This is a genomic window from Spirillospora sp. NPDC049652 (assembly GCF_040675125.1).
Taxonomy (GTDB): domain Bacteria; phylum Actinomycetota; class Actinomycetes; order Streptosporangiales; family Streptosporangiaceae; genus Spirillospora.
Map to the genome: position 1 here is coordinate 1 of NZ_JBFAOF010000479.1, position 5399 is coordinate 5399.

Sequence of the window (5399 nt, forward strand, 5' to 3'; positions counted from 1 at the left end):
CCACGGGGCGCTCAGCGGCAGGCCGCCGCGGCGCAGCTCGGTCGCGGTCGCGCCGTCCAGCCAGGTGACCGTCATGCCTCACCCTCCTCGGGGTCTTCGGTGGTCCCGGTGGTCTCAGTGGTCTCGGAGTTCGCGGTGTTCTCCTCGTCGGGCCGCAGCGCGGCCGTCAGGTCCGCCACCAGGTCCGCGGGGTCCTCGATGCCCGCCGAGACGCGGACCAGCCGGTCGGTGATCCCGAGCGCCCGGCGGACGTCCGGGGCGACGCCGGCGTGCGTCATCAGCGCGGGCACCTCCATCAGCGACAGGACGCCGCCGAGGCTGACCGCGCAGGTGAACAGCCGGACGCGGTCCATCAGCTTCTCGGCGTCGCCCAGGTACTCGAAGGCGAGCAGCGAGCCGGGGGCCGCCATCTGCCGGGCCGCGACCCGGCGGCCGGGATGGTCCGGGAGTCCCGGGTAGTACACGGCCCCGACGTGCGGGGACGCGCGGAGCGCGGCGACGAGCCGGGCGGCGTTGCCGACCTGCCGGTCGGTGCGCAGCGACAGCGTCCGCAGCCCTCGGTGCACCAGGAAGCAGTCGAACGGGCTCGGCACTGCGCCCGCCGCCGTGCGGTAGGCGGTGAAAGCGCGGTGGAGGTTCTCGTCGTCGCAGACCAGCGCGCCGCCGAGCGCGTCGGAGTGGCCCGCGATCGACTTGGTCGTGCTGTAGAGGGTCACGTCCGCGCCGAAGCGCAGCGGCCGCTGGAGCGCCGGGCCCGCGAAGGTGTTGTCCACCAGCACCACCGCGCCCGCCTCGTGCGCGCGTCCGGACACGTCCGCGATGTCGGCGATGCGGAGCGTCGGGTTGGTGGGCGTCTCCACCCACGCCATCGCGGCGGGCTCGGCGAACGCGGCGGCGACGGCGGCCGGATCCGACAGGTCGACGTGCTCGACCCGGACGCCCTGCCGCTCCAGCAGGCCGAACAGGGCGCGGGTGCCGCCGTAGACGTCGTCGGACGCCACCAGCCGCGCCCCGCGCGGCAGCAGCGACAGCGCCGCCATCCCCGCGGCCTGCCCGGACGCGAACGCGGCGGCGAACCGCACGTCCTCCAGCCCGGCCAGGCAGCGCTCCAGGCCCTCGCGGGTGGGGTTCTCGCCGCGGCCGTAGAAGTAGCGCGGCGGGTCCTGGACGCGCCGCTCGTAGGTCGCCGCGACATGGATCGGGGGCACGACGTCCCCCGTGCCGGGCTGCGGCTCCTGCCCGAGCCGCACCAGCTTGGTGTCGAACCGCATCGCGTCCGGCCACCCGGAATCCGGACGGCCCGTGTCCGGACGGCCCGTGTCCGGACGGTCGGCGCCGGGCCGCGTCACAGGAACCTCGCGGTGGGGTGCTCGGCCGTCCAGGTTCCGGGGCGGACCGTCCGCAGCAGTTCGGCCACCCGGTCGACCTCGGCGACCGTGTTGTACACCGCGAAGGACAGGCGGACGGTGCCGAGCAGCCCGAGGTCGTCCAGGAAGGTGCTGGCGCAGTGCACGCCGCTGCGCACCGCCACGCCGTGCCGGTCCAGGTGCCCCCCGACGTCGTAGGGGTGGACGCCGTCCACGACGATCGAGACGATGCCGCTCGGCGTCTCCTGCGGCGCGCCGACCACCCGGACGCCGGGCACCTCCCCGAGCACGGCGACCGCGTGCCGGACGAGCCGCTCGTCGCGCCGGCGGACCTCGTCCCAGCCGAGCTTGTCGACGTACCGCAGGGCGGCGGCCAGGCCGACCGCGCCCGCGACGTTCGGCGTGCCCGCCTCCAGCCGCGCCGGGACCGGGACGTACCGGACCGGCTCGTCCGCGCTCACGCCCTTCACCGTGCCGCCGCCGACCTGGTACGGCGGGAGCTCCGCGAGCAGTTCCCGGCGGCCGTACAGCACGCCGACGCCCTGCGGCCCGTACACCTTGTGCGCGGAGAAGCAGTAGAAGTCGGCGTCCAGGTCGCGGACGTCCACCTGCATGTGCGGGACGGCCTGCGCGCCGTCCACGAGCACCGGGACTCCGGCGCGGTGCGCGGCGGCGGCCATCTCCCGGACGGGGTTGACCGTCCCGAGCACATTCGACACGTGCGCGACGGCCGCCATCCGCGTGCGCGGGCCGAGGGCGGCGGCGAAGTCCGCGACGTCCACCCGGCCGCGGGAGTTCACCGGGACGACCGTCAGCCGCGCCCCCGCCTCCTCGCAGAGCCGCCGCCAGGGCAGCAGGTTGGAGTTGTGCTCCATCCCGCAGACCACCACGTCGTCGCCCGCGCCGACCCGGCCACGGCCGAAGGTCCCGGCGACCATGTTGACCGAGTCGGTGGTGCCGCCGGTGAAGACGATCTCGGCGGGGTCGGCCGCGCCGAGCGCCCGCTGCACGATCCCCCGCGCCTCCTCATAGCGGTCGGTGGCGATCCGGGCGAGCGTGTAGTGGCCGCGCCCGATGTTGGCGTTGGCGCCGGCGTAGAAGTCGGTGAGGGCGTCCAGGACCGCGCGCGGCTTCTGCGTGGTCGCCGCGTTGTCGAGGTAGACCAGCGGCCTGCCGTCGAAGGTGGCGGAGAGGATCGGGAAGTCGGCTGCCAGGTCGGTCATGGGGGTCCCTCCTCCGCGCGCCGGAACAGCCCGGCGAACGTGTCCAGGAATCGGTCCGGGAAGGCGAGCACCTTCTGCTCCGGATAGGGGCGGCGGCCCGGCGGGAGCGCCCGGTGGGGGCCGTAGTAGAACCAGCAGACCTGCCCGACCTGCTCGGCGAACACGACCGGCCAGGCGGCCCGCGGGTACAGCTGCATCTGGCAGCGCGCCGCGAGCAGTTCGCCCGCCGGGCCGAAGGTGTGCCCGAACATCACGTGGCCGAACAGGTCGTGCACGACGCGGAACAGGTCGTTGTGCTGGAGGTCCACCCCGCCCGCCCGGACGCCGGACGGCCCGCGCAGCGGATGCCGCCCGCCGTCGCCTCCCGCCTCCGGGCCGCCCTTCCCCCGGCGGCTCCCCCCGCGAGGTTCCGCGTCGCGGTGGCCGGGGTCGCGCCCGTCCGCGCCGCCGCCGGGTAAGGGACCGTGGCCCCGCTCGGTGAGGAAGACCTCCAGGGTGCCGGTGCGGACGACGCGGCCGCGCAGGTCCCGCGAGTCGCGGTAGGGCTGGCCGTCCCGCGTCCAGGGCCGGACGGTGATCCCGGCGGCGGTGACCTCGTCGTACAGCATCCGGTTATGAAGCTTCACTATCTCGTAGCGTTCGAGCAGGTCCGGATCGCACTGGAACCGGACCGCGCGCTCGTACAGGTCGGCCACCCGGCGACCGAACCCCTCGTCCGGCGCGACCCGCAGGCGGCCCAGCTCCGCGACGTCCGGCACGCCATCAGGCCCCGTCAGGCCATCCGACCAGCGGTCGATGTGCCGCTGCGCGATATGCCGCAGGTCGCCGGGCAGGCGCAGGGGCACGGTCACCCTCCCCCGTGACGCGGGCGGCGGCCGTCGTCTTGCCATTCCTCACACATCACTTGATAATCCTATAGCAATCCAGGGAAGGCGGACAGTGATGACCAACACCGCGTCAGAGTCCACGCCGACGCGCGGGACCGCCGCCGCGGCCGGCCCCCCGGCCCGGACGGGAGACCCCAGGTACGGCGGCACGCTGCGGCTGCGCGGCCCCGGCGGCGTGGACCACATCGACACCGCGAGCGCCTACTACGCCACCTCGGCCCAGATCCTGCGCGCCCTCACCCGGCACCTGTTCGCCTATCCGGCCCAGGACGACCTGTCCGCGCCGGACCGGTCGTTCACCCCCGAGCCGGACCTGGCGGCCGAGGTGCCCACCGTCGAGAACGGCGGGATCAGCGCCGACCGCAGGACGTACACGATCCGGCTGCGCGAGGGCGTGCTGTGGGACTCCGCGCCGCCCCGCGAGGTCACCGCGCACGACGTGGTCCGGGCGTTCAAGCGGCTGCCGAACCCGGTGTCGGGGGCCGGGGCGCTGCCCTACTTCACCACCACGATCGAGGGCATGCGCGAGTACTGCGACGCCTACCGGGCCGCCTTCGAGGAGACCGACCCCACCCCGAAGGCGCTCGCCGAGTTCCAGAACTCCCACGACATCGCCGGGCTGCGCGCCCTGGACGACCGCACCGTGGAGTTCCGGCTCCGGCGCCCCGCCAACGACATGCTCAACATCCTCGCGACCGGGTTCACCGCGCCCGCGCCCGTCGAGTACGACGACCACCTGCCCGACAGCATGGAGTTCCGCCGGAACACGCTGTCGTGCGCGCCGTACCGGCTCGTCCACTTCGCCGACCGCGGCGAGCGCATCGTCATGGAGCGCAACCCGGTGTGGCGCAAGGAGACCGACCCGATCCGCGACCAGTACGTCGAGCGGATCGAGATCGAGGTCGACACCTCGCCGGTGCCGGAGATGGAGCGGCGGATGGACGCGGGCGAGGTCGACCTCGCCTGGTCCTACACCTCCGTCTCGTGGGACCGCCCGAAGCCCAGCCAGGACGCGCCCGCGCGCAGCTACCCCGGCTTCGCGCTGAACCCGTACATCGTGTTCAACCTGCGCAGCCCGAACGCCGGGCGCGCGACGAGCGACCGGCGCGTGCGCGAGGCGGTCGCCTACGCCATCGACAAGGTCGCGATCGGCGAGATCCTGGACGCCCTGGACGCGCCCAACCGCCCGCTCGGCTCGGTCATCCCGGTCGGCAGCATCGGCCACCGGGACGACTTCGACCCCTACCCCACCCCCGGCTCACGCGGCGACCCGGAGAAGGCCCGCGCGCTGCTGGTGGAGGCGGGGTACGGCGACGGGCTCACGCTGATCGCGGCCGTCCGGAAGATCGGCATCCACCAGAAGGTCATGGCCTGCGTGCAGGAGAGCCTGGAGCGGATCGGGATCACGCTCGACTACCGCTACTACACCCAGGCCGAGTACTACGGGTCGGCGCTGTCCAACCCCGACGCCGGGCGCGCCGGGGCGTGGGACATCGCCGAGCCGGGCTTCACGCCCGACTGGTTCGGCAACAACGGCCGGGTGATCGTCCAGCCGCTGTTCCAGACCAACGACGTGCCGGGCACCACCAACTACGGCGGCTACAGCAACCCCGAGGTGGACGAGCTGATCGAGCGGGCGCTGGAGGAGCCCGACCCGGCCGCCGCCGAGGAGCTCTGGCACCAGGTGGACGCGCGGATCATGGCCGACCTGCCGGTGGTGCCGATCCTGTCGTTCGCCGCGATGACCTCGCGCTACCACGGCAGCCGCGTCCGCAACCCGGTGCACGTGCCGCAGATCCAGTTCTTCGACATCACCAACATCTGGCTCGACCCCGCCACCTGACGGCTCCCGCGTCCGGGCTTCCGGGGCCGGGCTTCCGCGACCAGGCGTCCGCGTCCGGGCCGGCGCGTTCCGGGAGCGG

General features: G+C 74.0%; 4 protein-coding genes. 1 reads left to right on the forward strand and 3 read right to left on the reverse strand.

What is annotated here, in order from left to right; translation table 11 throughout:
• Positions 1-71 precede the first annotated feature (71 nt).
• Genes AB0J52_RS25640 through AB0J52_RS25650 form a run of 3 tightly spaced genes read right to left on the reverse strand, consistent with a single transcriptional unit; the run spans position 72 to position 3435 of the window.
• Positions 72-1349 carry a trans-sulfuration enzyme family protein gene (locus AB0J52_RS25640; protein WP_500184792.1) on the reverse strand — a complete coding sequence of 426 codons (1278 nt, stop codon included), beginning with the start codon at positions 1347-1349 and terminating at the stop codon, positions 72-74.
• Positions 1346-2590 carry an aminotransferase class V-fold PLP-dependent enzyme gene (locus AB0J52_RS25645; RefSeq protein WP_500184794.1) on the reverse strand — a complete coding sequence of 415 codons (1245 nt, stop codon included), beginning with the start codon at positions 2588-2590 and terminating at the stop codon, positions 1346-1348. Before AB0J52_RS25645 ends, AB0J52_RS25640 begins: the two co-directional genes overlap by 4 nt.
• Positions 2587-3435, reverse strand: coding sequence for a hypothetical protein (locus AB0J52_RS25650; RefSeq protein WP_500184796.1), 849 nt, complete (start codon positions 3433-3435; stop codon positions 2587-2589). The genes AB0J52_RS25645 and AB0J52_RS25650 overlap by 4 nt, the downstream gene beginning before the upstream one ends.
• Positions 3436-3532: 97 nt before the next feature.
• Here AB0J52_RS25650 and AB0J52_RS25655 point away from each other — a divergent pair, with 97 nt between their 5' ends.
• On the forward strand, positions 3533-5320 hold the full coding sequence (locus AB0J52_RS25655) for an ABC transporter substrate-binding protein (protein ID WP_500184797.1): 1788 nt from the start codon (positions 3533-3535) through the stop codon (positions 5318-5320).
• Positions 5321-5399: the final 79 nt, after the last annotated feature.

Bases quoted from the DNA above. Each gene is read 5' to 3' on its own strand.
- AB0J52_RS25655 (WP_500184797.1), top strand. From the start codon at position 3,533: ATGACCAACACCGCGTCAGAGTCCACGCCGACGCGCGGGACCGCCGCC.
- AB0J52_RS25645 (WP_500184794.1), bottom strand. From the start codon at position 2,590: ATGACCGACCTGGCAGCCGACTTCCCGATCCTCTCCGCCACCTTCGAC.